Annotated in this window: 22 protein-coding genes; 11 read left to right on the forward strand and 11 right to left on the reverse strand. The window is 67.6% G+C overall.

Features of this window, described 5'->3' with window-relative positions; all coding sequences use genetic code 11:
• The 3 genes from BM175_RS13760 to BM175_RS13770 all read left to right on the forward strand — a co-directional run.
• Positions 1 to 216, forward strand: a 216-nt coding sequence (locus BM175_RS13760) for a DnaJ C-terminal domain-containing protein (RefSeq protein WP_280141113.1), incomplete at its 5' end; no start/stop codon positions are given.
• A 102-nt stretch (positions 217 to 318) separates the two neighbouring features.
• Entirely contained in the window at positions 319 to 1,137 is an 819-nt protein-coding gene (gene fabI / locus BM175_RS13765) for an enoyl-ACP reductase FabI (RefSeq protein ID WP_090963968.1), read from the forward strand.
• Positions 1,138 to 1,150: 13 nt separating this feature from the next.
• The gene (locus BM175_RS13770; RefSeq protein ID WP_090963970.1) at positions 1,151 to 1,747 is read left to right on the forward strand and encodes a histidine phosphatase family protein; all 597 of its coding nucleotides are present in this window, start codon (positions 1,151 to 1,153) and stop codon (positions 1,745 to 1,747) included.
• Here BM175_RS13770 and BM175_RS13775 read toward each other — a convergent pair.
• Positions 1,744 to 1,968, reverse strand: a complete 225-nt coding sequence (locus tag BM175_RS13775) for a DUF1344 domain-containing protein (protein WP_090963972.1) — start codon at positions 1,966 to 1,968, stop codon at positions 1,744 to 1,746. The genes BM175_RS13770 and BM175_RS13775 overlap by 4 nt on opposite strands.
• Positions 1,969 to 2,158: 190 nt before the next feature.
• Between BM175_RS13775 and aroC the strand changes: the two genes are divergently transcribed.
• The 7 genes from aroC to BM175_RS13810 all read left to right on the forward strand — a co-directional run bounded on the left by aroC (position 2,159) and on the right by BM175_RS13810 (position 9,139).
• The gene (gene aroC, locus BM175_RS13780; protein WP_090963974.1) at positions 2,159 to 3,250 is read left to right on the forward strand and encodes a chorismate synthase; all 1,092 of its coding nucleotides are present in this window, start codon (positions 2,159 to 2,161) and stop codon (positions 3,248 to 3,250) included.
• Between the two features lie 52 nt (positions 3,251 to 3,302).
• Positions 3,303 to 4,229 carry a histone deacetylase family protein gene (locus BM175_RS13785; RefSeq protein ID WP_090963976.1) on the forward strand — a complete coding sequence of 309 codons (927 nt, stop codon included), beginning with the start codon at positions 3,303 to 3,305 and terminating at the stop codon, positions 4,227 to 4,229.
• 24 nt (positions 4,230 to 4,253) lie between these two features.
• Positions 4,254 to 4,523 (forward strand): exodeoxyribonuclease VII small subunit, encoded by a 270-nt coding sequence (locus BM175_RS13790; RefSeq protein ID WP_090963978.1) that lies wholly within the window; start codon positions 4,254 to 4,256, stop codon positions 4,521 to 4,523.
• Positions 4,524 to 4,616: 93 nt separating this feature from the next.
• A complete protein-coding gene (gene dxs, locus BM175_RS13795) occupies positions 4,617 to 6,539 on the forward strand; it encodes a 1-deoxy-D-xylulose-5-phosphate synthase (protein WP_090963980.1) in 1,923 nt (640 codons plus the stop codon).
• A gap of 11 nt (positions 6,540 to 6,550) precedes the next feature.
• Complete coding sequence (locus tag BM175_RS13800) at positions 6,551 to 7,297, forward strand: TlyA family RNA methyltransferase (protein WP_090963982.1); 747 nt, start codon at positions 6,551 to 6,553, stop codon at positions 7,295 to 7,297.
• On the forward strand, positions 7,294 to 8,520 hold the full coding sequence (locus BM175_RS13805) for a class I SAM-dependent RNA methyltransferase (protein WP_090963984.1): 1,227 nt from the start codon (positions 7,294 to 7,296) through the stop codon (positions 8,518 to 8,520). The genes BM175_RS13800 and BM175_RS13805 overlap by 4 nt, the downstream gene beginning before the upstream one ends.
• Positions 8,521 to 8,527: 7 nt before the next feature.
• The gene (locus BM175_RS13810) at positions 8,528 to 9,139 is read left to right on the forward strand and encodes a DedA family protein (RefSeq protein WP_175526856.1); all 612 of its coding nucleotides are present in this window, start codon (positions 8,528 to 8,530) and stop codon (positions 9,137 to 9,139) included.
• On the opposite strand, the gene BM175_RS13815 is transcribed toward BM175_RS13810, so the two are convergent.
• The 6 genes from BM175_RS13815 to purD all read right to left on the reverse strand — a co-directional run bounded on the left by BM175_RS13815 (position 9,136) and on the right by purD (position 18,763).
• Positions 9,136 to 9,876 (reverse strand): crotonase/enoyl-CoA hydratase family protein, encoded by a 741-nt coding sequence (locus tag BM175_RS13815; protein WP_090963988.1) that lies wholly within the window; start codon positions 9,874 to 9,876, stop codon positions 9,136 to 9,138. The two genes, BM175_RS13810 and BM175_RS13815, sit on opposite strands and share 4 nt — an antisense overlap.
• Positions 9,877 to 9,884: 8 nt before the next feature.
• Positions 9,885 to 11,657: an acyl-CoA dehydrogenase family protein gene (locus BM175_RS13820; RefSeq protein ID WP_090963990.1), complete on the reverse strand. Its 1,773-nt coding sequence runs from the start codon at positions 11,655 to 11,657 to the stop codon at positions 9,885 to 9,887.
• A 79-nt stretch (positions 11,658 to 11,736) separates the two neighbouring features.
• On the reverse strand, positions 11,737 to 13,857 hold the full coding sequence (locus tag BM175_RS13825) for a 3-hydroxyacyl-CoA dehydrogenase NAD-binding domain-containing protein (protein WP_244546005.1): 2,121 nt from the start codon (positions 13,855 to 13,857) through the stop codon (positions 11,737 to 11,739).
• A complete protein-coding gene (locus BM175_RS13830) occupies positions 13,854 to 15,137 on the reverse strand; it encodes an acetyl-CoA C-acetyltransferase (RefSeq protein WP_090963992.1) in 1,284 nt (427 codons plus the stop codon). The genes BM175_RS13825 and BM175_RS13830 overlap by 4 nt, the downstream gene beginning before the upstream one ends.
• Positions 15,134 to 17,410: an acyl-CoA dehydrogenase gene (locus BM175_RS13835; protein ID WP_090963994.1), complete on the reverse strand. Its 2,277-nt coding sequence runs from the start codon at positions 17,408 to 17,410 to the stop codon at positions 15,134 to 15,136. The genes BM175_RS13830 and BM175_RS13835 overlap by 4 nt, the downstream gene beginning before the upstream one ends.
• A gap of 99 nt (positions 17,411 to 17,509) precedes the next feature.
• On the reverse strand, positions 17,510 to 18,763 hold the full coding sequence (gene purD / locus BM175_RS13840; protein ID WP_090964181.1) for a phosphoribosylamine--glycine ligase: 1,254 nt from the start codon (positions 18,761 to 18,763) through the stop codon (positions 17,510 to 17,512).
• Positions 18,764 to 18,905: 142 nt separating this feature from the next.
• Here purD and ubiA point away from each other — a divergent pair, with 142 nt between their 5' ends.
• Entirely contained in the window at positions 18,906 to 19,907 is a 1,002-nt protein-coding gene (ubiA, locus tag BM175_RS13845; RefSeq protein ID WP_090963996.1) for a 4-hydroxybenzoate octaprenyltransferase, read from the forward strand.
• A 4-nt stretch (positions 19,908 to 19,911) separates the two neighbouring features.
• Here ubiA and BM175_RS13850 read toward each other — a convergent pair whose 3' ends face one another.
• The 4 genes from BM175_RS13850 to BM175_RS13865 all read right to left on the reverse strand — a co-directional run bounded on the left by BM175_RS13850 (position 19,912) and on the right by BM175_RS13865 (position 24,644).
• Positions 19,912 to 20,487, reverse strand: coding sequence for a DUF6101 family protein (locus BM175_RS13850; RefSeq protein WP_090963997.1), 576 nt, complete (start codon positions 20,485 to 20,487; stop codon positions 19,912 to 19,914).
• Positions 20,488 to 20,662: 175 nt separating this feature from the next.
• On the reverse strand, positions 20,663 to 22,093 hold the full coding sequence (locus tag BM175_RS13855) for an FAD-binding oxidoreductase (protein ID WP_090963999.1): 1,431 nt from the start codon (positions 22,091 to 22,093) through the stop codon (positions 20,663 to 20,665).
• Between the two features lie 37 nt (positions 22,094 to 22,130).
• Positions 22,131 to 23,093: an L-threonylcarbamoyladenylate synthase gene (locus tag BM175_RS13860; RefSeq protein WP_244546006.1), complete on the reverse strand. Its 963-nt coding sequence runs from the start codon at positions 23,091 to 23,093 to the stop codon at positions 22,131 to 22,133.
• A gap of 111 nt (positions 23,094 to 23,204) precedes the next feature.
• Entirely contained in the window at positions 23,205 to 24,644 is a 1,440-nt protein-coding gene (locus BM175_RS13865; RefSeq protein WP_244546007.1) for a glycoside hydrolase family 25 protein, read from the reverse strand.
• Positions 24,645 to 24,704 lie beyond the last annotated feature (60 nt).

Below are 24,704 nucleotides of genomic sequence, written 5' to 3' on the forward strand. Positions count from 1 at the left end.
GTGACCATCGAGACGCTGGATGGACGGGTTGCCACGAAGATCCAGCCCTGGACGACATCGGGTCGCACCTTGCGCCTGCGCGGCAAGGGACTGACCCGCAAGGACGGCGGTCGCGGCGACATCCTCGTGACACTGTCGATCGCGCTTCCTGCCGAACCGATGCCGGAACTCGTCGCACTGTTCGAAAAGCGGCGGGACGGTCAGGGCGACGCCTGAGCTCAGCCGACCAAGTGTTCCCGCCGCTTGCTGGCCGCGGGTGGCTATGCCATACCGCCGCCCCAGCGGGAAAATGCAAAACGTAACGAAGGAGTTCAGGCCATGGTAGATTCGTTGGGCCTGATGAAGGGAAAGCGCGGCGTCATCCTCGGCGTCGCCAACAACCGCTCCATCGCCTTCGGAATCGCCAAGGCCTTGGCCGCCCAGGGCGCCGAAATCGCCTTCACGTATCAGGGCGATGCGTTGCGCAAGCGTGTCGAGCCGCTGGCCGCCGAGCTCGGCGCCTTCGTCTGCGGCCACTGCGACGTCGGTGATCCTGCCACCATCGATGCCTGCTTCAAGGCGCTCGAAGAGAAGTGGGGCAAGCTCGACTTCCTCGTCCACGCGATCGGCTTCTCCGACAAGGACGAACTGACCGGGCGCTACGTCGACACGACGGAAGCCAACTTCAACAAGACCATGAACATCTCGGTCTATTCCTTCACGGCGGTCGCGCAGCGGGCCGAGAAACTGATGACCGATGGTGGGTCGATGCTGACCCTCACCTACTACGGCGCCGAAAAGGTGATGCCGAACTACAACGTCATGGGCGTCGCCAAGGCCGCGCTCGAGGCGAGCGTGAAGTATCTTGCGGTCGATCTCGGCCCGAAGAACATCCGCGTCAACGCCATCTCGGCCGGCCCGATCAAGACCCTGGCCGCTTCCGGCATCGGTGACTTCCGCTACATTCTCAAGTGGAACGAGTACAACGCGCCGCTCCGCCGGACGGTGACGATCGAGGAAGTCGGCGATGTCGGCCTGTACCTCCTGTCGGACCTGTCACGCTCGGTCACCGGCGAAGTGCACCATGCCGATTCCGGTTACCATGTGGTCGGCATGAAAGCGGTGGACGCGCCCGACATTTCCGTCATCAAGGACTGACGGACATTCCGCAGTGACCAAACTCCCCCTGATCTACCTCTGCCGTCATGGGCAGACGGACTGGAATGCCGCGGCGCGCCTTCAAGGCCAGAGCGACATTCCGCTTAATCGGACCGGTGAGGCGCAAGCTCGGCGCAACGGTCGTTACCTCGCCAATGTCCTTGGCGCGGGTGGCGGAACCTTCGACTTCGTTTCCAGTCCGATGCTCCGTGCATCCGCGACGATGCGTGCAATTCGTCGAGAGATGGGACTGGAGATCGATAGCTTCCGCACCGACGAGCGCCTGATGGAAATCCATTTCGGCGACTGGCAGGGCTACACGGTCGCCGAACTGGCGAAGCGGTTTCCGGAAGAGTCCGCCCGGCGCAAGGCCGACAAATGGAATTTCCAGCCGCCCGGCGCCGGAGCGGAAACCTATCAGAGCCTTGCCGGACGCGTGGCTCCCGTTTTCCGCGAACTCGTCCGCCCGACCATTGTCGTCGCGCACGGCGGCATCACGCGCGCCTTCCTCAACGTCTTCGCGGGCATGTCGCCCGCGGAGGCTTCGCAGGCGGACATCCCGCAGGACCGCATTCTTCGCGCGTCCAACGGGCACTTCGACTGGGTCTAGGCCCCGGCCTCGTAGACCACGACGACCTGCATGCCCGGCCTGACGGCGGAATAGTCGAAGATTTCCGGCAGCTGATAGGTCACCCCGTCGGAAAGCTTCAGGGTTTCGTCTTCCCGATCGATCCGTTCGATCGTACCGTCCACTTCGCGCGCGGCCGCCGGATAGCTGGCGGACACGCTGAGAAAAGAACAGGCGAAGAAGGCGACGACCCGTCTCGTCATCCGGCAGCTCCCGCAGCGGCTCGGGGGAGTGCTGGGCCCCCGGCTCGATTCGAACGATGCGAGGTTCCGCGACGATTGTGGTTTTTTCGGGCGGCCGGCGGCTTGCCGCGCCGGCAAATTCGCTGCATCAACCCCGCCCATGCGGCCGTCGTGCCGACATCTGTGCGCCAACGGGATCGGCAGACTTTTCATGTCGCATAACAGCTTCGGCCACCTCTTCCGCGTGACGACCTGGGGCGAAAGCCACGGCGCCGCGATCGGCTGCGTCGTGGACGGAACGCCGCCGGGCCTGCGCTTCTCGGAAGCGCAGATCCAGCGCTACCTCGACGAGCGCCGCCCCGGCCAGTCGCGCTACACGACGCAGCGGCAGGAGCCCGATCAGGTGCGCGTCCTGTCGGGCGTCATGCCCGGCGAAGCGGATGGAGAACTGGTTTCGACCGGCACGCCGATCGCCCTCCATATCGACAACGTCGACCAGCGCTCGAAGGACTATTCCGAGATCGCGCGGCGGTATCGCCCGGGTCACGCCGACATCACCTACGACATGAAGTACGGCGTCCGCGACTATCGCGGCGGCGGTCGCTCGTCGGCGCGTGAGACGGCGACGCGGGTTGCTGCCGGCGCGATCGCCCGCCTCGTGTTGCCCGGCCTCGTCGTGCGCGGGGCGCTCGTCCAGATCGGCGACGTCGCCATCGACCGCTCGCGTTTCGACTGGGACGAAACGCGGCGCAACCCGTTCTTCTGTCCCGATGCGCAGACGGCGGAACGCTGGGCCGATCTTCTCGACGGCGTGCGCAAGCGCGGCTCCTCGATCGGTGCCGTGGTCGAGGTGGTCGCGGACGGCGTGCCGCCCGGTCTCGGTGCCCCGCTCTACGGCAAGCTGGATGCCGACATTGCCGCGGGCCTCATGTCGATCAATGCCGTAAAGGGCGTCGAGATCGGCGACGGCTTCGCCTCGGCCACTCTCTCCGGCGAAGACAATGCCGACGAAATCCGCATGGGCGATGACGGACGACCGCAGTTCCTGTCGAACCATTCCGGCGGCATCCTCGGGGGCATCGCGACGGGCCAGCCCATCGTCGCGCGCTTTGCGGTGAAGCCGACGTCCTCGATCCTCACCCCGCGCCGCTCGGTCGATGCCGACGGGCAGGAGGTCGACGTGATGACCAAGGGCCGGCACGACCCCTGCGTCGGCATTCGGGCGGTGCCGATCGGCGAAGCCATGGTGGCTTGCGCGATCGCGGATCACTATCTGAGGCACCGGGCGCAAACCGGCCGATGAAACCGGCTCGAAGCGTTCGGATGTCCGTCCTTTCAATCGGAGACGTTTGCCCGTGATGACGCGTCTCTACCACCACCCGATCTTCGCCGAGCATTTGACCGGCCCCGGCCATCCCGAGCGTCCCGAACGCATGGCCGCCGTTGCGGCCGCCCTGGAGGCGGAGGCCTTCCAGAACCTCGACCGGGTGCTCGCGCCCGAAGGTTCGGTGGAGGCGGTCTATCGCTGCCATTCCGTCGATCATGTCCGCAAGATCGCACGCGCGACGCCGGCTGAGGGAATGACGCGCATCGACGGCGACACCGTCGTCAGCCCGAAGAGCTTCTCCGCGGCGCTGCATGCGGTCGGTGCCGCCTGTGCCGCGGTGGACGATGTTGTCTTGGGCGAGGCGCGCAACGTATTCGTCGCAGCCCGACCGCCCGGCCACCACGCCGAGCGCGAGACCGCAATGGGTTTCTGCCTGTTCAATCAGGCCGCCGTCGCCGCCCGCCATGCGCAGGTGGTCCACGGACTGGAGAAGGTCGCGATCGTCGACTGGGACGTGCACCATGGGAACGGGACGCAGGACATCTTCTGGTCCGACCCGTCGGTGATGTACGTCTCGACCCATCAGGCGCCGCTCTATCCCGGCACCGGCGCGGAAGCCGAAACGGGCGCCGGCAATATCGTCAACATCCCATTGAGCGAGGGAGACGGCACCGACGAGTTCCGGGCGGCCTTCGCCGAGCGCGTCCTTCCGGCGCTGATCCGGTTCCGGCCCGACCTCGTCATCATTTCCGCCGGATTCGACGCGCATCACCGTGATCCGCTCGCCGGGCTCAATCTCATCGAGGCCGACTTCGACTGGGCGACCGGCAAGCTCCTCGATATCGCATCTCGCTTTTCCGGCAACCGTCTCGTGAGCGTGCTGGAGGGCGGCTACGACCTCGTCGGCCTGGAACGATCGGTCGCCGCGCACGTGCAGCGGCTGATGGTCGGCTGACCGCGAGCATTACAAAGGTTCATCATGTCCGACACGATCGCCCCCCTGCCCGCCGACGACAGCGACATCCGACGCATGAGCTTCGAGGAAGCGCTGTCGGCTCTCGAGCGCATCGTTTCGGATCTCGAGCGCGGCGACGTGGCGCTCGAGCACTCGATCCGCATTTATGAACGGGGCGAGAAGCTGAAGTCACATTGCGATCGGCTGCTCTCGGCTGCCGAGGACAAGGTCGAGAAGATCAAGCTTTCGCGCGGCGGCAAGGCTATCGACGTCGAGCCTCTCGACCCGGCCTGATGCGACGGACCGCCGGTGGACAAGCCATCTTGAAACCAGTCTAACAAGCCCGACCTTCGGGGCGCGCATCTGCGTCGGCCTTCGCATCAGGAGATGTCCTTGTCCCAGCGTCCCTCCACGCCGCTCCTCGACCGCATCGCCTCCCCGGCCGATCTCCGGGCCCTGCCCGAGACATCGCTTCGGCAGGTGGCCGATGAACTGCGCCTGGACCTGATCGACGCGGTCTCGCGCACCGGCGGGCACCTCGGAGCCGGTCTCGGCGTCGTCGAACTAACAGTCGCGATCCATGCCGTCTTCGACACGCCTGCCGATCGGCTGATCTGGGACGTCGGCCATCAGGCCTATCCGCACAAGATTCTGACCGGCCGCCGCGAGGCGATGCGCACGGTTCGCCAGGAGGGCGGCGTCTCCGGCTTCGCCAAGCGCACGGAAAGCGAGTACGACCCGTTCGGCGCCGGCCACTCCTCGACCTCGATCTCGGCCGGCCTCGGCATGGCCGTCGCCGCCGAGATGGACGGTCGCCGCAACAACGTCATCGCGGTGATCGGCGACGGCGCAATGACGGCGGGCATGGCCTACGAAGCCATGAACAACGCCGGCGCGCTCGATGCGCGGCTGATCGTGATCCTCAACGACAACGACATGTCGATCGCGCCGCCGACCGGCGCGCTCAGCGCCTATCTTGCGCGACTGGTCTCGGGAAAGACCTACCGCACGCTGCGCAACCGCGCGAAGACCGTGACGAGCCACCTGCCCGAGTTCGTTCGCGAGGGCGCGCGCAAGACGGAGGAATACACGCGGGGCTTCCTGACCGGCGGCACGATGTTTGAGGAGCTTGGCTTCTACTATGTCGGCCCGATCGACGGGCATGACCTCGACCATCTCCTGCCCGTTTTGAGGAACGTGCGTGACAACGGCGACGGGCCGGTGCTGATCCACGTCGTCACCCGCAAGGGCAAGGGTTACGCGCCGGCCGAGGCCAGCGCCGACAAGTATCACGGCGTGTCGAAGTTCGACGTGGTGACCGGCACGCAATCCAAGCCGAAGTCGAATGCCCCGAGCTACACCAAGGTCTTCGCCGAGACGCTGATTCAGGAAGCGCACGAGGACGAAAAGATCGTCGCGATCAACGCCGCGATGCCCGACGGCACCGGCCTCGACCTCTTCGGGCAGGCGTTCCCGAAGCGCACGTTCGACGTCGGCATCGCCGAGCAGCATGCGGTGACCTTCGCGGCGGGGCTCGCCACCGAAGGCTACAAGCCCTTCGTCGCGATCTATTCGACCTTCCTGCAGCGCGCCTACGACCAGATCGTCCATGACGTGGCGATCCAGCATCTGCCCGTGCGGTTCGCGATCGACCGCGCGGGTTTCGTCGGCGCCGACGGACCGACCCATGCCGGCTCCTTCGATACCGGGTTCCTGTGCCCGCTTCCCGGCATGGTGGTGATGGCGGCGGCCGACGAAGCGGAGTTGCGCCACATGGTTCGCACCGCCGTAGAGCACGAGGACGGCCCGATCTCGTTCCGCTATCCGCGCGGCAACGGCACAGGTGTCGAGATGCCCGAGCGCGGGCGCGCGCTGGAGATCGGCCGCGGCCGGATCGTCCGCGAGGGCTCGAAGGTCGCCATCCTGTCCTTCGGCTCGCGTCTCGCCGAAGCGGTTGCCGCGGCCGAGGAACTGGAAGGCTTCGGCCTGTCGACGACGGTTGCCGATGCGCGCTTCGCCAAGCCGCTCGACACCGACCTGATCCGGCGCCTCGCCGCACACCACGAGGTGCTGATCCTGATCGAGGAAGGCGCCTCCGGTGGATTCGCTGCGCAGGTTCTGGAGCATATGGCGCGCCACGGCCTGATGGATCGCGGCGTCAAGGTCCGGCCGATGACGATGCCCGACCGCTTCGTCGACCATGCCGCGCCCGAGGCCATGATCAAGGTTTCCGGCCTCGACCGCGCTGCGATTGTCGAGACAGTGTTCCGCGCGCTAGGCGACACGGCGCAGCGCGTCATGCGCGCCTGAGACGGGTCGGAATGAACGCACAGCGCATCCGCCTGGACCAGCTCGTCGCCGAGCGTCGTCTTCTCGATTCGCGCGCGCGGGCGCGCGATGCGATCTTGCGCGGCCGTGTCCGCGTCGAGGGCGTCGTGGTCTCGAAGCCCGGCCAGAGCGTGGACGAAAACGCGCAGGTCGAACTCGACGACCCGGCAGCGGCCTACGTGTCGCGTGCGGCGCTGAAGCTCCTCGCCGGCCTCGAAGCGTTCGACATTCACGCGGACGGGCTCGACGCCCTCGATGTCGGCGCCTCGACCGGCGGGTTCACGCAAGTTCTCCTGGAGCACGGCGCCGCGCATGTGATCGCCGTCGATGTCGGCCACGGGCAGTTGCACACGACGTTGCGCGAGGATGCGCGTGTCACATGCCTCGAAGGGCTGAACGCGCGTGATCTCTCAGCCGAGCATCTCGGCGGACGCCGGATCGGTCTCGTCGCGTCCGACGTGAGCTTCATCTCGCTGCGGTTGGCGCTCCCCCAGGCCCTCGCGCTGGCTGAGAGCGGCGCGAAGGCCGTGCTCCTCGTCAAGCCGCAATTCGAGGCCGGGCGCGAGGCGATCGGCAAGGGCGGCCTGCTGCGGGATCCGACCACGGCGCCCTCGATCGCGGCCGAACTGGCGGAGTGGCTGAACGAGCAGCCCGGCTGGCGGTCTCTCGGGATCGTTCCGTCGCCGATCACAGGAGGCGACGGCAACATGGAATTTCTGTTGGGTGGAGTGAAGGCGTGAGCGAGCAGGTTGCGATCGATGCGCTGGGAACGCGCGGCGACGGCATCGCGCGCCAGCCGACCACGGTCTTCGTCCCGTTCGCACTGCCGGGCGAGCGCGTGACGATCGAGCGCCAGGGGGGCCGCGGCCAGCTCCTGTCGGTCGACGCGCCCTCGCCCGACCGGCGCGAGGCGCCGTGCCCCCATTTCGGCCGCTGCGGGGGCTGCGACCTGCAGCATCTCAGTGACGATCTCTACGCGACGTTCAAGCGCGACCTCGTGGTCGACGCCCTGTCGCGCGAAGGCTTGTCGCCGGATGTCGCGCCGCTCGTGCCGTGCGACCCCGCCTCGCGCCGCCGCGCCGTCTTTACCGCCGTGCGGGCGGGACCGAGGGTTCTCTTCGGCTTTCACGAGGCGCTGAGCCACCGGATCGCGCCGATCGAAACCTGCCTCGTCGTCGTGCCGGAGATCGTCGCGCGGCTGAAGCGCTTCGAACGGCTGGCGACGCTTCTGATCGACCGCAAGCGCGAGCTGCGGATGACGGTCACGCGCACCACGACCGGGCTCGACGTCGCCATCGAGCAGACCGCCAAGCTCACCGGCGACCTCCGGCAGGCGACGATCGCCTGGGGCGCGGAGGATGGCGCGGTCGCACGCCTCTCCGTCGATGGCGAGACGCTGATCGAGAACCGCGTCCCGGTGATCGACGTGGCCGGCATCGCCGTCCCCTTCCCGCCCGGCGCATTCCTGCAGGCGGTCGGCCGGGCCGAGGAGCACATGGCCGAGATCGCCTTGGCGCATCTCGCGCCGTCGAAGTCGGTCGCCGATCTCTTCTCCGGCTTCGGCGCCTTCTCGCTGCGACTAGCCCAGCGCCACGCGGTGCACGCGGCCGAGTTCGACGCGCCGGCTCTCGCCGCGCTGGAAAAAGCCAAGCGCGGCGCGAGCGGGCTGAAGCCGATCGCCATCGAGCGGCGCGATCTCTATCGCCGTCCGCTAACCGTCAAGGAGCTGTCGAAGTTCGACGGTGTCCTGTTCGATCCGCCGCGCGCCGGCGCGGAGGCGCAGTCTCGCGAACTGGCGGCTTCTACGGTCAAGCGGATCGCCGCCGTATCCTGCAATCCGGTGACCCTCGCGCGCGATGCCGCGATCCTGGTCGGCGGCGGGTACAGGCTCCTGTCGGTCACGCCGATCGACCAGTTCCTCTGGTCTCACCATGTCGAGGCGGTCGCTCTCTTCGAGCGTTGAGGGCGCGATGCTGAACTGGATCACCGGCTTTCTGCAGGAATACGGCTACGGCATCCTGTTCCTGTCTATCTTTCTGGAATCGACCGGACTGCCGTTTCCGGGCGAGAGCATCCTGATCGCGGCGGGCATCATGGCCGGGCACGGCCAGCTGAATGTCTGGGGCGTCTTCTTCTCCGCCTGGCTCGGCGGTACGCTCGGCGACAATCTCGGCTACTGGCTCGGCTACCGTTACGGCAGCCAACTCGTCGCGCGGCACGGCCATCGCATCGGGCTGACGCAGGAAAAGTATCGCTATGTCGAGGAGCGGTTCCGCACGGTCGGGCCGCCGATCGTCCTGATCGCCCGCTTCATCCTGATCCTACGCCAAGTCTGCGGCTTTGCGGCCGGGACGCTGCATTTCCCGTGGTGGTCGTTCCTCTTCTATAACGCTCTCGGCGCTGCCCTCTGGTCGGGCGCCTACGGCTTCGGTGCCTACGTTCTCGGCGACCGGATCGACACCTATCTCCACGGCAGCCCATGGGCGTATGCGGCGATCGCAGCCGTGTTCCTGATCCTCAGCGGCGGGACCGTGCTCCAGTTCCGCCGCAAACTGAAGGCTCAGCGCGAGAAACCGTCCTAACCGCGCGTCAGGAACGCGGCGAAGGCCGCCTGCGCCTCGAGGGAACGGAGACGCTCCTGGAAATGGTCCGCCTCCAGCACGATGCGTTCACGCACGGCGTCCGGCGTCGCCCGTAGGAGATCGCGGCCGATCCGCACCGCCTCGCGCGGTTTCGCCGCGAGACGACGCGCCGCCGCTTCGCCATCGGCTTCCGCGTCGACTACTACCGAGAGCACTAGACCGGCCTCGCGCGCTTTCTCCGCGTCCCACGTCTCGCCCATCACGAGAAGCGCGAAGGCACGCTGGTGCCCCATCGCCAGGGGTCCGAGGAGGCTCGAGGCCGCCTCCGGCACGATGCCGAGATCGGAGAACGGGGTGCGGAACAGCGAACGCGGCGTGGCGTAGACGAGATCGCAGTGGAGAAGCAGCGTCGTGCCGATCCCGATCGCCAGCCCGTCGACCGCCGCGATCATCGGCTTCCCGACACCGGCCAGCGTGTGGAGGAAGTCCATCAGCTCGCCCATCGGGCGGTCGGACCCGGTGAAGGCGACGAAGTCGGCGATATCGTTGCCGGCGGAAAAGGCGCCCGGAGAACCGCAGAAGAGGATGCAGCCGACGGACGGGTCGGCGTCGGCGCGCGACAAGGCGTCGTCCAGCGCGCGATACATCGCCCGGTCGAGGGCATTCTTCTTTTCGGCGCGGTCGATGCGGATGCGGCAAACGCCGTCGCTGGTCTCGACGCGAATGTGCTGGCTCATGTCGATCCTCAGTTCAGGGCCACGGTCGCGGCACGCAGGCTTTCGCCCCCGTCCATCACCTCGGCCGACAGGGCGTGGACGTCGGGCAGAAGCGTCTCCGCCATGAAACGGGCCAGTGCGGCGCGCGAAGGGACGTCAGCGTCCGCCAGCGCGCCCTTGGCGAGATAGCAGTTGCCGGCGGTCAGCGAGAACAGGCGCTGGTATGCGGTGGCGCCGGCCAGCGCCGCGCCGGTTTCGCCCCGCGCCATCCATTCGAGCAGACGCTCCGTCGTCTCGCGCAGCGCGGCGATGGCGGCACGCAGGCGCTCCGACGACCGGCCGAAATCCGGCCGGTTGCTTTGCTCGACGCTCGTCACGATCTCCTCAAGTTCCGCGATGTAGGCGCGCACGGTCTCGCCGCCGGACAGCGGCAGCTTGCGCGTCACGAGGTCGATCGCCTGGATGCCGTTGGTGCCCTCGTAGATCGGTGCGATGCGCGCGTCGCGCAGGAGTCGCGCAGCGCCTGTCTCCTCCACGAAACCCATGCCGCCGTGCACCTGGATGCCGAGCGAAGCGACCTCGACGCCGACATCGGTGGGGAAGCTCTTGGCCATCGGCGTCAGAAGGCTCGCGCGCTCCGCCCAGAAGCGCCTGTCCTCGCCGTCCTGGCGCGATCGATCGATCGCATGACCGCAGGAGTAGGCGATCGCCCGGGCCGATCCGACGAGCGCCTTCATCGTGAGGAGCATGCGCGCGACGTCGGCGTGCTCGACGATCGGCGCCATGTCCGTCGTGCCGGGGACGGCCGAGCGGCCCTGCCGACGCTCGCGGGCGAAGTCCAGCGCCTTCTGGAAGGCCGCCTGCGCGACGCCGAGCCCCTGGATTCCGACATAGAGGCGCGCCGAGTTCATCATCGTGAACATGCAGGCGAGACCCTTGTTCTCTTCGCCGACCAGCCAGCCGACGGCACCCGCCTCCCCCGTCTCGCCGATGCCGTCGCCGTAGACCATCGTGCAGGTCGGCGAGGCGTGGATGCCAAGTTTATGCTCGATCGACTGGCAGAACACGTCGTTGCGGGCGCCAAGCGAGCCGTCCGCATTGACGAGGCGCTTGGGAACCAGGAACAGCGAGATACCCTTCACGCCGGCCGGGGCGTCGGGTAGGCGCGCCAGGACGAGATGGACGATGTTGTCCGTCAGATCGTGCTCGCCGAAGGTTATGAAGATCTTGGAGCCGAAGATGCGATAGGTGCCGTCGTCCCGCCGCTCGGCCCGTGTGCGGAGCGCCGAGAGGTCCGAGCCGGCCTGCGGCTCGGTGAGGTTCATCGTGCCCATCCATTCGCCGGACACGAGCTTGTCGAGATAGGTCGCGCGAAGCGCGTCGGTGCCATGTGCTTCCAGCGCGTCGACCGCGCCGAGCGTGAGGGTCGGCCCAATGCCGAAGGCCATCGACGCGCCGTTCCACATCTCGTAGATCGCGGCCGACAGCGAGGTCGGCAGGCCCTGCCCGCCATGATCCACCGGACCGGTCAAGCCGTTCCAGCCGCCGTCGATCCAGCGGTGATAGAGGTCGCGCCAGCCCGGCGGCATGGTCACCGCGCGGTCGCGCCAGACGGCGCCGGTCTTGTCGCCCCCTGCGGCCATCGGGGCGATCTCGCTGTCGGCGAACCGTCCGGCCTCATCCAGGATCGCATCGAGGAGATCGGGCGTCAGGTCTCCCGTCGCGCCTCGCGCCATTGCCTCCTCGAGCCCCGCCACATGCCGAAGCGTGAAGCCGATCTCGCCCACCGGTGCCCGATACATTCGTCGTCCTCCCGAACGCCATAGCTTGGCTCATGGCTACCGGACTTTGACGTGAACGTCAAAGTTTGTGTCAGGAGCGTCAGATCCGATCCCACCCGGCGTCCGGCCGGAACCGCGGTCCATGCGCCATTTCGAGCTCACGCAACCGCGCGATCACGGTATCGACACCGCGCTCTCTCGCGTAGCGGATCGGACCGCCGCGGAACGGGGCAAAACCGGTCCCGAAGACCATCGCGCCATCGGCGATCTCCTCGCTCTGGACGACGCCTTCGCGCAGGCACGCGACGACCGTGTTGACCATCGGCAGGATCAGCCGATCCTCGAGAGCGGGGTCGTCGGCGGAGCCGTCCGGCAGGGCATCCGGGTGGATCTTCTTCGGCTTGCCCTGTGCGTCGTAGTCGTAGAGCCCTGCCCCCGTCTTCACCCCGAGCCGGCCTTCGCGCACCATCTGGTGAAGCCAACCCGGCATTTCCGGCAGGGGCATGCCGAGCCGCTCGGCCAGCGTCTGTGCGACCTCGACCGCGATGTCGAGCCCCACGCGATCGGCGAGTTCGACCGGCCCCATCGGCATGCCGAACGCCTCGGCGCGGGCGTCGATCCGCTCCTTGGGGATGCCCTCGCCCATCAGGAGGATCGCCTCCGCGATATACGGCGTCAGCGCCCGGTTCACGAGGAAACCGGCGGTCGGCCTCACGGGCGCCGGCAAGCGCGAAATCTCCGCGACGAAGCTCGTCGCGCGGCGCAGCGTCTCGGGCGAGAGCCCATCGTGCCGGACCACCTCGACCAGCTGCATGCGCGATACGGGATTGAAGAAGTGCAGGCCGACGAACCGCGACGGATCGGCGAGCCCCGCGGCGAGGTCGGGCAGCGGCAAAGCCGACGTGTTGGTGGCGAGGATCGCGCCGGGCTTCATCCGCGCCTCGGCATCCAGCAGGATCGATTGCTTGAGGTCCAGCCGCTCCGGGGCCGCCTCGATCACCAGATCGGCGCCGACGATGCCGAAGCCGGCGGGATCGGGCACCAGCCGGTCCAACGCGTCGCGGACCTTCAGCTTGTCCTTCAGCGTCTTTTCCAGCATCGACGCCGCCTTGCGCAGCGCCTCGCCGATCGGCTTCGCATCGATGTCGGACAGGGAGACACGGAAGCCTTCCCGCGCTGCCCAGGCCGCGATGTCGCCCCCCATCGCGCCCGCACCGATGACGTGGACCCGTCGGATGCCGGACGGCCCGTCCTTCAGGCCGCGCATCGCCTCGCGCAGGAAGAAGACGCGGACGAGGTTGCGCGACGTCGGCGTCTCGATGAGCTGCGAGAAGCTGTCGAGTTCGGCCGCGCGCATTCGGTTCGGGTTGTCACCATGCGCTTCCCAAAGATCGATCAGCCGGAACGGAGCCGGGTAATTCTCGGGTCGTGCCGCCTTCGCCGCTTCGGCGCGCATGCGTCGGGCGGCGAGGCTCCGGGCCGGGCGCAGCGCAAAAGCCTTGCCCTTCCAACCGGTACCGGCCGGATGAAGTTCGCCGCCAACCGCCGCGCGCACCGCATTGAGAACATGCCGTTCTTCGACCACGGCATCGACCAGCCCGATCCGGCGCGCGCGTCGCGCCGGCGCGCTCTTGCCGGTGAGCATCATCGCCATTGCCTCCAGCGGGTCGGCCACCGCGAGCGAGCGGAACGTCCCGCCGAGCCCCGGATGCAAGCCTAGCATGACCTCCGGAAAACCGAGCGAGGCGTCGGACACGGCAATTCGGAGGCGGCAGGCGAGCGCGAGCTCAAGGCCGGCGCCGAGGCAGTGTCCATGGATGACGGCGATCGTCGGCAGCGGAAGGGCGGCGAGGCGGTCGAGGACGCGATGCCCCTCCCCAAGCATCGAGGCGATTTCGGCGCTCCCGGCGCCGACGAACTGAGCAATGTCGGCGCCTGCCGCAAAGCCGGACGGCTTGGCAGAGCGGATCACGATGCCGCGCGGCGGCGCGGCGTCCGCACCGTCGATCAGGGCGTCGAGCTCTTCGAGGACGCTTCGGTCGATCGTGTTCACGGACTTGCCGGGCCGATCGAGGACCCACCAGGCAACCCCGTCTTCGTCCACCGCCTGACGCCAGTTTCCCCGGCGCTCGACGTCGGCGGCCGCTGAGAGTTCGAGGGCGCGATCCGACAGCGTATCGAGCAGGCTCGCGCCGGTCATGCGGAGGTCCTCGGTCTTCATGCGGCCTCCAGAAGCAACGCGCCACCCTGTCCGCCGCCGACGCACTGGCTGGCGATGCCATAGCGGACGCCGCGGCTGCGCATGGCGTTGGCGAGGTGGAGCGTGATGCGGTTGCCCGACGTGCCGACAGGATGCCCAAGCGCAATGGCGCCGCCGTCAACATTCAGTCTGTCACTTGCGATTTCGCCGACTGCGCCACCGAACCCGAGCACCTCGCGCCCGACGCGTTCGTCGCCAAGCGCCCGGACACAGGCGAGGACCTGAGCGGCAAACGCCTCGTTGATCTCGAACAGTCCGACCTCGGAAAGCGAGAGTCGGTTCTCCTTCAGAAGCGCCGCGATCGCGATCACCGGACCGAGCCCCATGATCGACGGGTCGAGCGCACCCCAGCGGCAATCGACGATCCGGGCAAGCGGCGTCAACCCGTGAGCGGCGACCGCATCTTCCGAGGCGAGAAGCGTCCAACTCGCGCCATCGGTGATCTGCGAGGAATTGCCGGCGGTGACGTTGCCGTAGGGCCGCTCGAACACCGGCTTCAGCCCGCCGAGGCTGCGAGTGGTCGAGTCCGGCCGAACGCCGTCGTCCCGATCGAACGCGCGTCCGTCGCGCGAGAAGGCCGGAACCACCTCGCCCGCGAGGGTGCCATCCGTCTGTGCGGCGGCAAGCCGGCGATGGCTTTCCGCTGCGTACTCGTCCGCCTCGCGCCGCGTAACGCCGAAGAGGTGGCCGACCTTCTCGGCGGTCTGGCCCATGTTGAGGTCGGTGATGGGATCGGTGAGGCCGCGCTCCAGCCCGATCACGGGCTTCAGGAAGCCAGGCTTCAGTCCGGCGAGAGCCTTCAAACGCGCGCCCGTCGAGCGAGCGCCGTTGAGACGCGCGAACCACTGGACCGCATCGCCGCTGAGGACGAGCGGCGAGTGGCTGAGCGCCTCCGCCCCGCCCGCCAGCGCGATCTCCGATCGACCGTCCGCGACGGCGCGCATCGCATCGTCGATCGCGAGCATGCCGGACCCGCAATTGATCTGGACGGTGTGCGCCGGGACGGTATCGGGCAATGCGAGTCGCAGCGCCGCAACGCGCGCCGGGTTCATCTCATCGGCGATGACGTTGACGCATCCAAGCACCACGAGATCGATCAGAGCGGGATCGAACCTCTGACGCATCAACAGCGGGCGGCCGCACTGGACTGCGAGATCGACCGGCGTGAAAGGTCCCGGCTTGCCACGCGCCTTGATAAAGGGTGTGCGGGCACCGTCGACGAGATAGACGGCTCTCGTCATTCGGCGGCCTCGGCGCGCGCGTCGTCGTCCCGGCGTCCTTCGTTCGGGCGCCGATGCTGCGCGGCGAGCGGCGACACCATCTTCATCGGGAAGCTGTCGACGGCCACCGCGCGGGCGACCGCGGCCTCGGCGACGGCGAGCTCCGTGAATTCCTCCGACGTGATGACACCGGCCTCCAGCGCTGCCTGCGGATCACGCAGCTTGGCTTCGCGCATCCGCTTGGCGATCGCAGCGGTCTCGGTCACCTTTGTAAACGCCTCTTCCAGAACGGCGATCGGATGGTCGGGTCGTCCTTCGCCGAGATAGAGATCCGGCGTCAGCCGGTCCCGCTGCGATGACGGACGCATCAGGATTTCAGCGACCTCCGTCACCAGCTCGTCGGCCGGCGGGCGGAGCGGAACGCCGAGCGGAAAGGCGATGATGCGGGCTCCCATCGCGGCCCAGCGCGCCGGCAGGTTGGCGAAGACGCCGGCGAAGGCGAGGCCCATCCGGTTGAAGCCTCGTTGCATCACGAACTCGACGACCGGCTTGTCGACCTCCGGGCGGCCATCTGTCTCGAAGCGCTTCAGCGTGGCGCCGAGGAGATAGAGTTCCGACAGGATGTCGCCGAGACGAGCCGAGATCATCTCGCGCCGCTTGAGGCTGCCGCCAAGCGTCAACAATGCGAGGTCGGCCAGCATGGAGAATGTCGCGGCATAACGGGTCAGCTGCCGCCAATGGCTGGTGAACGCGGAGCCACGCGGCGCAGGCGCGGCGAGCCCACCGGTCCAGCCGAACAGGAACGTGCGCAGGAGGTTCGTCGTGGAATGACCGACGTGCTTCCAGAAATGCCGGTCGAACTCGGCCAGCCCCATTTCACGGTCGGGGTTGGACAAAGCACGCATCTCGTCGAGCATGTGAGGGTGGGCACGGATCGCACCCTGCCCGAAGATCATCAGGTTACGGGTTAGGATGTTGGCGCCCTCGACCGTGATGCCGATCGGAACCGAGCGGTGCGAGGCGCCGATCGGATTGGACGGCCCGTCGATGATCGCCTTGCCGCCCAGAATGTCCATCGCGTGCGCGACGGACTTGCGCATCAACTCGGTCGCGTTCTGCTTCATGATGGCGGAGATGACGGAAGGCCGGTGCCCTTCATCGAGCGCGGCGACCGTCAGCCTGCGCGCTGCGTCCACCTGATAGGCATTGGCGGCGAGTTCCGCGAGCGGCTCCTGGATGCCCTCGAACATGCCGATGGGCAGACCGAACTGCTGGCGCACGCGCGCATAGGCGCCGGCCATGCGCGCGGTCATCGCCGTCGCCGAAGCGGCCTGCGAGGGCAGCGAGATGCCGCGCCCGGTCGCCAGCGCCTTCATCAGCATGGTCCACCCCTCGCCGATCTGCGCTTCGCCGCCGAGGATCCAGTCCATCGGAATAAACACGTCCTCCCCGTAAAGCGGGCCGTTCTGGAAGAAGGTGAATTGCGGGATATGTCGGTCGCCGTGGCGCACGCCCGGCGTCGTCGTTGGGATCAGGGCGACCGTGATGCCAAGGTTCTCGCCTCGGCCGAGATGGCCCTCGGGGTCGAACAGCTTGAACGCAAGGCCCATCACGGTCGCGACGGGCGCGAGCGTGATGTAGCGCTTGGCGAAGTTCAGACGGATGCCAAGCGTCCGCTGCCCCTCGAACTCGCCATACTCCACGACGCCGCGATCGGTCATCGCCGCGGCATCCGAGCCGGCCCGGTCGGAGGTGAGGCCGAAGCATGGGATTTCGCGCCCGTCGGCAAGGCGCGGCAGCCAGTGGTCGCGCTGCGCCTGCGTGCCGAAATGCAGCATCAGTTCGCCGGGGCCGAGCGAGTTCGGCACCATGACGGTCACGCCGACCGCCACGCTCGCCGACGACACCTTTCGCACCACCTCGGAATGGGCCGTATTGGAGAAGCCAAGGCCGCCGTATTCCTTCGGAATGATCATCCCGAAGAACTTCTCGCGTTTCAGGAAATCCCAGATTTCCGGAGGCAGATCATGATCTTCCCAGACGATCTTCCACTCGTCGATCATCGCGCAGAGTTCGGTGACTGGGCCGTCGAGGAAGGCCTGTTCCTCGTCCGTCAGCCGCGCCGGGGGCATGGCGAGAAGCCTGTCCCAATCGGGAGCGCCGCTGAAGAGCTCGCCGTCCCACCAGACCGTGCCGGCATCGATCGCTTTGGCTTCGGTGTCCGAGATCGGCGGCATGGCGGTCTGCGCCCACCGGAAGACCGGACGGGTCAGACGCTCTTTTCGAAACGACATGGTTCTCCTCCCACGGGTCGCCGGCCGCGCGATGCGCTCGTTCGTCACATATGGTGGCGAGCGGTCAATGCCATGCCGTTCACGTCAATGTCGGTCGGTTCATCCCCGCGCGCGATGCGCGATGTCGCGGCGGCAGAAGCCGTCCGGCCAGTCGACGGCGTCGACGAGGGCGTAGGCGCGCTCGATCGCCCGGCCGATGTCGGCATCACGCGCCGTGGCGTTCAGGACACGACCGCCGTTGGCGACGAGTCGCCCGTCCTTCAAGGCCGTTCCTGCGTGGAAGACGATCTCGCCCTTGCCCTCCTCCGGGACGGAACCGATGGCCGTCCCCTTCTCCACCGCGCCGGGATAGCCCTTGGCGGCGAGAACCACCGTGACCGCAGGTTCCGGCGACCAGCGCGGTTCCAGCTCTTCGAGCGAGCCGGTGGCCGCGGTGAGAAGGATCGGCAGGAGATCGCTTTCGAGGCGCATCATCAGCACCTGCGCCTCCGGGTCACCGAAGCGGACGTTGTATTCGATGAGCTTCGGCCCATCGGCGGTCAGCATCAGGCCGGCATAGAGAACGCCGCGGAACGGCGTGCCGAGGTCGCGCATGCCCTCTAGCGTCGGGCGCACGATCTCGCGCATCGCCCGCTCGGTCATTTCCGGGGTCATCAGGCCGGAGGGCGAGTAGGCGCCCATCCCGCCAGTGTTCGGTCCCCGGTCGCCATCGAAAGCGCGCTTGTGGTCTTCCGCCGTGCCGAAGGCGATCGCGTTCTCGCCGTCGCAGAGGCAGAAGAGCGAGGCCTCCGGCCCCACCATGCATTCCTCGACCACCACTTCGACGCCATCAGCAGCGTCGGCGAAGCAGTCGTCGACGGCGCGGCACGCTTCGTCGACGGTCGCGGCGACCGTCACCCCCTTGCCGGCGGCCAGCCCGTCCGCCTTGATCACGATCGGCGCGCCCTCTGCCGTCACATAGGCCTTCGCCTCCCCGGCATTCGAGAAGCGACGGTAGCACGCGGTCGGGATGTCCTTCCTGGCGCACAGATCCTTGGTGAAGCCCTTGGATCCTTCGAGGCGCGCGGCGGCGGCGCTCGGACCGAACACGGCTATGTCGGCCTCGCAAAGGGCGTCGGCGAGACCCGCGACGAGCGGTACTTCCGGCCCGACGACCACCAGGCCGATCGCCTCGCGCTTGCAGAAAGCCACGACGGCCGCATGGTCGGCGGCATCGAGGGGGACGAGTTCCGCGACCTTCGCGATTCCGGGGTTGCCCGGCGCGGCAAAGAGGCGGCCGAGTTCGGCCGACTGCCGCAACTTCCAGGCCAACGCATGTTCGCGGCCACCGGAGCCGATCAGAAGGACGTCGATAGCCATGATGTTTCCATGCCCGTTGCGCGAAGAGCGACCATGGGGCGGCGATAGAGGCTCGGTGCGCGGGGGGTCAAGTGATTTGCCCGCTCCGCGAGCCGGGGCTTGACGGGATGGACCTCGGAGGGCTTTTGCCTGTCCCATGCGTTTTCAGGATGATTCAAGGGGAAACCCGGTCGACCGGGTGGTGGATGCCCCGTCCGAGAACTGGGTCTACCGCCTGCTGCCCCGGGCGCTCTGGCCCTATGCGCAGCTGGCGCGCTGGGACCGGCCGATCGGCTGGCAGCTCCTTCTCTGGCCCTGCTGGTGGTCGGCAGCGCTGGCGCCCCAATGGGCGGCACCCTCGGCCGTGCACACCGGACTACCGGACCTCTGGCACCTCATCCTGTTCCTGATCGGCTCCATCGCCATGCGCGGCGCCGGCTGCACCTACAACGACCTCGTGGACCAGAAAATCGACGCGATGGTCGCGCGCACCCGATCGCGCCCGTTGCCGTCGGGCCGGGTCACACCCGGACGTGCGAAGGCGTTCCTGGTGGCACAGGCGCTGGTCGGCCTCCTCGTCGTTGTGCAATTCAATCTCTTCGCGATTGTGCTCGGCATCGCGTCGCTCGGGGTCGTCGCGGTCTATCCGTTCTTGAAAAGGGTGACGGACTGGCCGCAACTCGGCCTTGGCTTCGCCTTCTCATGGGGCGCGCTGATGGGCTGGGCGGCCTTCTGGGGCACGCTCTCCTTGAGCCCGCTCCTGCTTTATCTTGGGGCGGTGCTCTGGACGGTCGGCTACGACACGATCTACGCCCATCAGGACCGCGAGGACGACGCCCTCGTCGGCGTACGCTCGACGGCACGGCTGTTCGGTCGACGCACCAAAACGGCGCTGGTTCTCCTCTACGGCGGCGCGCTCGTCCTCTTCGCGCTGGCCTTCCGGCAGGCGGGCGTGGGCAGCGCCGGTCCCGCGTGGCCGGCCTATGCCGGGCTGCTCCTCGGGGCCGTGCAGATGGGCTGGCAGATCCGCAGCCTCGACATCGACAATGCCGACGAGTGTCTGAAGCTCTTCAAGTCGAACGGACTGTTCGGCTGGATCATCTTCCTCGGGCTGGTCTTCTCCAGCCTGTGGATGCTCTCGTTCCCCCGTCTCTACTGACGGGTCAGCCGCGGGCGATGATCTCCTCGCCCTGAACCATCAGGCGTACGCCGAGACCACCCGGCTTGCGACGGGCGAGGAAGCGGGGGCGACGGCCGCGGTGGGCGTTGCCGCGGCGTTCGATCGGATCGTTGCGGCGGACCTGGCCGAGCGAGTCCTCCAGCGCCGTCACCGAGCCGTCGGCCTCGACCATCAGCATCGGCAGGCGAAAGAGTTCGGACCAGCCGCGCCAGTCGGCCGCGACGTCGTAGAGGTCGGAGGCGACGAGAAGGGGCACCGACATCGTCGGGTCTTCGTGATGCAGTTCGAGCGTGACGGTGATCTCGCCTTCGCTGTTCTCCATCGCGCGGGCCGCGATCCCGCGGAACGAGCGGGCGGCGAGAGCGATCGACACCGGCAGGCCGCTCTTCTGCAGCGTGCGCCGGATCACCGCGCCGCGGCGATCGATCCGGTAGGAGACGACCTCGCCGTCCTGCACCAGTTCGAAGCTCTGCTTGCGGTCGGCAAGCGCGGGATCGAGGCGGATCGGCGTGCTGGCCCACTCGGGCTTCACGGACGTCTGATGGTGAACCACGCTCATGTCGTGTCCTCGTCTGTTGATCCGCAGACCTTGAGAGGTCTTGCTCATTCGGCCGATGTATCCCGGCCTTCGATGCTTGCAGACTAACGAGAGCGAGTTGCGCTCGGGCTAAGAAGTTCAGTTAAGTGAACCTGACCAACATCAGGGTGTCCAAACCGTAACTTTGAAGAGAACTTTAAACGAGCTTTCCGGGGTTCAGGATTCCGAAAGGATCGAAGAGCTGCTTGATGCCGCGCATCAGTTCCATCTCCAGCGCGGGCTTCGTCCGGGCCAGCTCGTCGCGCTTCAGCTGGCCGATGCCGTGCTCGGCGGCGAAGCTGCCGTCCATGTCCGCGACGATGCCGTGCACCAGCGCGTTGATTTCGCCCCAGCGGTCGAGGAAGCCCTGCTTGTCGGCGCCGACGGGCTGCGACAGGTTGTAATGGATGTTGCCGTCGCCAAGGTGCCCGAACGAGACGATTCGAACCCCCGGGATCGCCGCGCTCACCGCCGCATCCGCCCGGCTCAGGAACTCCGGCACTCTCGCCACCGGCACCGACACGTCGTGCTTGATCGATCCACCTTCCGGCTTCTGCGCCCAGCTCATCTCTTCGCGCATGCGCCAGAAGAGTGTCGCGTCGGCCCCGGACTGCGCGATCGTGGCATCTTCGATCTCGCCGGCTTCGAGGGCGCCGGACAGGATGCCCTCCATCGTCTCGCGCGCATCGTCGCCGGACCGGTTGGACGAGACTTCGAGGAGCACGTACCAGGCGTGCGGACCGGGCAAGGGATCGCGTGCGCCGCGTGTGTGGCGCACGGTGAACTCCATCGCCAGCCGCGGCATGATCTCGAAGGCGGTGAGCTGCGTTCCGGCTGCACCTTCAGCGCGCGCCAAAAGTGAAAGCATCGCTTCCGATGAGGCGAGGCCGGCATAGGCGACCTCACGCCCCTTCGGCTTCGGGAACAGCCGCAGCACCGCGCCGGTGATGACGCCGAGCGTGCCCTCCGAGCCGATCAGAAGCTGCCGAAGATCGTAGCCGCGATTGTCCTTCTTGAGGCGGCGGAGGCCGTGGAAGACCTCGCCCGAGGCGAGAACCGCCTCGACCCCGAGGCAGAGTTCACGGCTGTTGCCATAGGCGATGACCCCGGTCCCGCCCGCATTGGATGCCAGATTGCCGCCGATCTGGCAGGACCCTTCCGAGCCGAGCGACATGGGAAAGAGCAGCCCCGCCTCGTCGGCCGCCTCCTGCACCCGCTGGAGCACGACGCCCGCATCCACGGTGATCGTATGGCCCGCGGCATCGAGGTCGCGGATCCGGTCGAGGCGCGACAGGGACAGGACGATCTCGGCCTCGGAGCGTGGCATCTGGCCGCCGACATGACCGGTGTTCCCGCCCTGCGGCACGACCGGCGTCCGTGTCTCGGAAGCGAGCTTCAGGATCGCCGAAACCTCCTCCACCGTTCCCGGTCGCAAAACGAGCCGGGAGCGGCCGGGGAAGAGGTCGCGCGTCTCCTTCAGATAGGGCGCAAGATCCGCCGCTTCGGTCAGCGCGCGGCCAGGCGGGACGAGCGCGGCGAAACGGTCGCGAAGGGCGTCGGGAAGCGGAAGGGGAGCGGGCTCGGTCATGAGCGAGGTTTAGGCCCCTGCCCGCCGCGCGTCGAGATCAGCGATCGGCAGCGGCGCGCGACAGACGGTCGTTGATCGCTTCGCCGAGGCCCTCGCGCGGAATGGGCGCCACCGCGATCCGCTCGATCTCAGGCGCGTCGAAGGTCGACAGCGCGTCGAACAGGCGGCTTGCGGCCTCGCGGAGGTCGCCCGTCTCGCTCAACTGGAAGACGGCGGCCGCGCGCGCCGCGGCGGCTTCCGGGAGACGACCGAAGGCGACGAAGTGCTCGCCGGCCAGCGGTTCGGGTGCATCCAGCCGAACACGACCGTGCGGCGCGTAATGCGAGCGCATCTGGCCCGGTGCGACGATCGTGTGGCCGTCGTGCCGCCGGACGGGAAGCCCGCTGGCCGCCTCGATCTCAGCAGCCGTCACCGCTCCTGGTCGCAGAAGCACGACGTGGTCGCCCCCCGGCTGAACGATCGTCGATTCGATGCCGTGCGCGGCCGCGCCCCCATCCGCCACCGCCTCGATGCGCCCGTCCAGCGTGCGCAGGACGTGCGCGGCCGAGGTCGGACTGACGCGGCCGGACCGGTTGGCGCTTGGGGCGGCGACGGCCCGGTCGAGATACGCGAGGATGCGCGACAGCCCGCCTTGCGGCGAGCGAAGGGCGACAGTCGGCAGATCCGCGGTCACCAGCGGATGAAGCGGCGCGCCGGGCCGCAGCGGCAGGACGATCGTCAGCGGGCCCGGCCAGAAGGCTTCCATCAATCGATGAGCCAGCGCGTCGGTTACCGCGTAGCGTTCGGCCATCGGGCGTCCGGTGACGTGAGCGATCAGAGGATTGAAGCGGGGCCGCCCCTTCGCCTCAAAAATGCGCGCCACGGCTTCGCCGTTCGCCGCGTCGGCAGCGAGCCCGTAGACCGTCTCGGTCGGCACCGCGACAAGCTCGCCGCGCGCCAACCGCTCGGCCACGTCACGTTCGGCCGCCTCGCCCTGAAGCGGAATGGTGCGGGTTTCCATCATCCGACGGGTTTAGAGGCAGGCGGCCCCATCGAAAAGCACGCCCACGCCATTTTCAGGCAAGGTGGCGGTCCGAGAATCGGTGGGTGAGATCGACAAGGGTGGCAGGCGTCAACGGGTCGCGCGGAACGCCGATGCTACCCGCCGTTCAGGCGCGGCAAAGCTGGACAGGATAGTCCAGCCGCCGCGAGGGGCCGAAAGCTCGGCCCGCTCCTCCGGCTTCTTCTCCTCGACCGGCTTGTCGCCGGGCACGCCTTCGACCGCCGTCTCGGCAGCCTTCATCAATTCCAGGATCCGAGACTTCAACTCGGCTCCCTTGACCGGAGTCGCCGACGCGGCAGGCGTCGTCATCGCGGCGTCTCCTTCGACCTTCTCGTCGCTCAGGATCTCGCGGACAGCCTGCATTTCCTCGCGAAGCTGGCCGATCGTTCCGATCGCCTGCGTGGGCCCTGCCACGGGGCGATCGGCGGGGGGCGCCGGCTCGGTCTTCGCCCCTTGCGTCACCGCCGAAAGGATCGGCGAAGGGTGCTCGGCCGCCTTCTTCTCCTCGAGAGCGGTCTCGGTGAGAAGCTTGAGGGGATCGATCGGCGCGTGGGTCGAAGGCCCGTAAGCAGCAGCCAGCGTCCCCGGCACGGTCTCGCCGCCGGCCTGCGCCTCGCCCGGCTTGGCAAGCGCAGCAACGTCCTCGGCGATCGCGGCCACCGCGCCGCGCGCCTCCTCGCCGACCTTGGCGATCAGCGCCCCGGCATTGGGAAGCGGTTCTGGCTCCGGCGCCACGAGGCCGTCGAATGGCCAAGCCTTCTTCAGATCCTCGACGTTCATGGCCGCGACATTCACGTCGATGTCGTCCTTCGCGCCGGCGACGCGATAGGGGCAGGCGCGCTTGTTGCAGTTGTGCATGGAGGAGAACTGCCACAGGGCGTACTTGTCCCAGTGGCCTTCCGGGAAGACGCCCGTCAGGTCGTCGCGATAGCGCGCGTACCAGAGCTGAAGGCGCGAGAGGAGCGGATAGGTCTCCTTGTTCTGGGCGATATAGGCGGCCGTCGAACCGTTGGTGTAAAGCACCGGATAGCGGTCGAGGCGGATCTTGATCTGGCGGGCGAACTCCTCGGCCTCGGCGAGCGACATCCACTGCGTCGGGTCGTTGTCCTCGATGTCGAGGGCGATCAACTCGTCGGCTTCGGGCTTGGCGAAATCGATGAAGTGGTCGGCCTGCTCGCGCGGGTTGCCCGGACGGCCGAGATGGTAGGCACCCCACTTCAGACCCAGCGTCTTCGCCATCTCGCGGCGGGTCATGTAGAGTTCCTGCGTGACCGAATACTTCCACCACCGGTTCTTGCAGAGCTTCTCGTCGTCGCCCGACATGCCGCGGCACGACCAGGCAGGCGCCAGACCATCGGACGCCTTGTTGATGAAGGCGGCAATCCGCTTGTCGCCGGTCATCTGCTTCCAGTTGATCGGATTGAACTCGTAGGCGTCGATCACGAGGGCACGGGTGTCGTCGCGCCAGGGTCGGTCGAATTCCGCTTTCGCAGGGCTCAGGCCGGCCATCATCGTTCCTGCTGCGATGGCGCAAACCCAGCGCATGGCAACCGCACAGGCGGCGCGCAT

The sequence above is a fragment of the Aureimonas phyllosphaerae genome, from assembly GCF_900113065.1.
GTDB lineage: Bacteria > Pseudomonadota > Alphaproteobacteria > Rhizobiales > Rhizobiaceae > Aureimonas > Aureimonas phyllosphaerae.

What these genes read in the sequence shown, in the direction of transcription:
- fabI (WP_090963968.1), top strand. Translation starts at nt 319, where the DNA reads ATGGTAGATTCGTTGGGCCTGATGAAGGGAAAGCGCGGCGTCATCCTC.
- BM175_RS13775 (WP_090963972.1), bottom strand. Translation starts at nt 1,968, where the DNA reads ATGACGAGACGGGTCGTCGCCTTCTTCGCCTGTTCTTTTCTCAGCGTG.
- aroC (WP_090963974.1), top strand. Translation starts at nt 2,159, where the DNA reads ATGTCGCATAACAGCTTCGGCCACCTCTTCCGCGTGACGACCTGGGGC.
- BM175_RS13790 (WP_090963978.1), top strand. Translation starts at nt 4,254, where the DNA reads ATGTCCGACACGATCGCCCCCCTGCCCGCCGACGACAGCGACATCCGA.
- dxs (WP_090963980.1), top strand. Translation starts at nt 4,617, where the DNA reads ATGTCCTTGTCCCAGCGTCCCTCCACGCCGCTCCTCGACCGCATCGCC.
- BM175_RS13800 (WP_090963982.1), top strand. Translation starts at nt 6,551, where the DNA reads ATGAACGCACAGCGCATCCGCCTGGACCAGCTCGTCGCCGAGCGTCGT.
- BM175_RS13810 (WP_175526856.1), top strand. Translation starts at nt 8,528, where the DNA reads ATGCTGAACTGGATCACCGGCTTTCTGCAGGAATACGGCTACGGCATC.
- BM175_RS13815 (WP_090963988.1), bottom strand. Translation starts at nt 9,876, where the DNA reads ATGAGCCAGCACATTCGCGTCGAGACCAGCGACGGCGTTTGCCGCATC.
- BM175_RS13820 (WP_090963990.1), bottom strand. Translation starts at nt 11,657, where the DNA reads ATGTATCGGGCACCGGTGGGCGAGATCGGCTTCACGCTTCGGCATGTG.
- BM175_RS13825 (WP_244546005.1), bottom strand. Translation starts at nt 13,857, where the DNA reads ATGAAGACCGAGGACCTCCGCATGACCGGCGCGAGCCTGCTCGATACG.
- BM175_RS13830 (WP_090963992.1), bottom strand. Translation starts at nt 15,137, where the DNA reads ATGACGAGAGCCGTCTATCTCGTCGACGGTGCCCGCACACCCTTTATC.
- BM175_RS13835 (WP_090963994.1), bottom strand. Translation starts at nt 17,410, where the DNA reads ATGTCGTTTCGAAAAGAGCGTCTGACCCGTCCGGTCTTCCGGTGGGCG.
- ubiA (WP_090963996.1), top strand. Translation starts at nt 18,906, where the DNA reads ATGCGTTTTCAGGATGATTCAAGGGGAAACCCGGTCGACCGGGTGGTG.
- BM175_RS13850 (WP_090963997.1), bottom strand. Translation starts at nt 20,487, where the DNA reads ATGAGCGTGGTTCACCATCAGACGTCCGTGAAGCCCGAGTGGGCCAGC.
- BM175_RS13855 (WP_090963999.1), bottom strand. Translation starts at nt 22,093, where the DNA reads ATGACCGAGCCCGCTCCCCTTCCGCTTCCCGACGCCCTTCGCGACCGT.
- BM175_RS13860 (WP_244546006.1), bottom strand. Translation starts at nt 23,093, where the DNA reads ATGGAAACCCGCACCATTCCGCTTCAGGGCGAGGCGGCCGAACGTGAC.
- BM175_RS13865 (WP_244546007.1), bottom strand. Translation starts at nt 24,644, where the DNA reads ATGGCCGGCCTGAGCCCTGCGAAAGCGGAATTCGACCGACCCTGGCGC.